Genomic DNA, 1,087 nt, shown 5'->3' on the forward strand with positions numbered 1-1,087 from the left:
GGCGCGGCGCCAGGCGGCCCGAACGGCCGTGATGTCGGAATCGGCGTCGACGCCCAGCACCGCCAGCGCATCCAGTTCGGCGCGGCTGCGGCTGCCATCACCGTCGGCCCCCCACGCCCAGTGGCTGGCGCGCCGATAGCGTCGTTCACCGGCCTCGGCCTGTGCGCGCGCGGCGGCCTCCTCGGCGGTCAGGCCACGGAAATAATCCCAGCCGGCATTGTATTCGGCGGCGTGCGTTTCGCAGAACCACCAGCGTTCCGGGCTGTTCGGCGCCTTGGGGGCTGGCCGGTCGCCGGCGGCGGTGCAGCCGTCGCGGTCGCACAGGCGCACCTGGGCGGCCGCGCGCTCGCCCTCATAGCTGCGCCAGCGCGGAAACCCCCAGTCATTGCTGCGCCGCTGTCGTACCACGCGCCTCGTGCTCCCAACTGTTCCGGTTGTTCTTGCCGCTTCTTATGTCATCGCGGCCGCCTCGGCGAGTCCGCCGCTGGACGGACGCCGGGCGAACAGGCAAGCAGGGTGGCAGATGATCGGCTTGCTGGCCACGCGGCGCTTTGGCCCCCTGTTCGCAACCCAGCTGCTGGGGGCGTTCAACGACAATCTGTTTCGCACAGCCATCATCTTCATTGTCGCCTATGACTTGGCGGCTGCCGATCCGGCGCAGGCGGCGTTCCTGGCGTCGGTGGCATCGGGCCTGTTCATCCTGCCGTTCCTGCTGTTCTCGGGCATTGCCGGCACGCTGGCCGATGCGCGCGACAAGGCCGCCATCGCCCGGCTCGTCAAGCTCATGGAGATCGGCTTCATGGCGCTGGGCTGGCTGGCGCTGGCGCTGGGCTCGCTGCCGCTGGCGCTCGTCGTGGTGTTCCTGATGGGCTGCCATTCCACCCTCTTCGGCCCGGTCAAGTATGCCATCCTGCCCCAGCATCTGAAGCCGGGAGAGCTGGTGGCCGGCACCGGCATGGTCGAGGCGGCAACGTTCGTGGCCATATTGCTGGGCCAGGTGGCCGGCGGGCTGATTGCCACGGCGGCGGTGGGGCCGGTGGCGACCGCGCTCGCCGTGATCGGCTGGGCAGCGGCGCGCGCCATCCCG

General features: G+C 70.5%; 1 protein-coding gene and 1 pseudogene. One reads left to right on the top strand and one right to left on the bottom strand.

Annotated elements, in window-relative coordinates:
• Positions 1-408, bottom strand: a 408-nt coding sequence (locus GJV64_RS14705) for a molecular chaperone DnaJ (protein WP_164158232.1), incomplete at its 3' end; no start/stop codon positions are given.
• Positions 409-523: 115 nt separating this feature from the next.
• Between GJV64_RS14705 and GJV64_RS14710 the strand changes: the two are divergent.
• Positions 524-1,087, top strand: a pseudogene (locus GJV64_RS14710) (MFS transporter); the annotation flags it as partial.

The sequence above is a fragment of the Sandarakinorhabdus rubra genome (assembly GCF_010994245.1).
GTDB lineage: Bacteria > Pseudomonadota > Alphaproteobacteria > Sphingomonadales > Sphingomonadaceae > Sandarakinorhabdus > Sandarakinorhabdus rubra.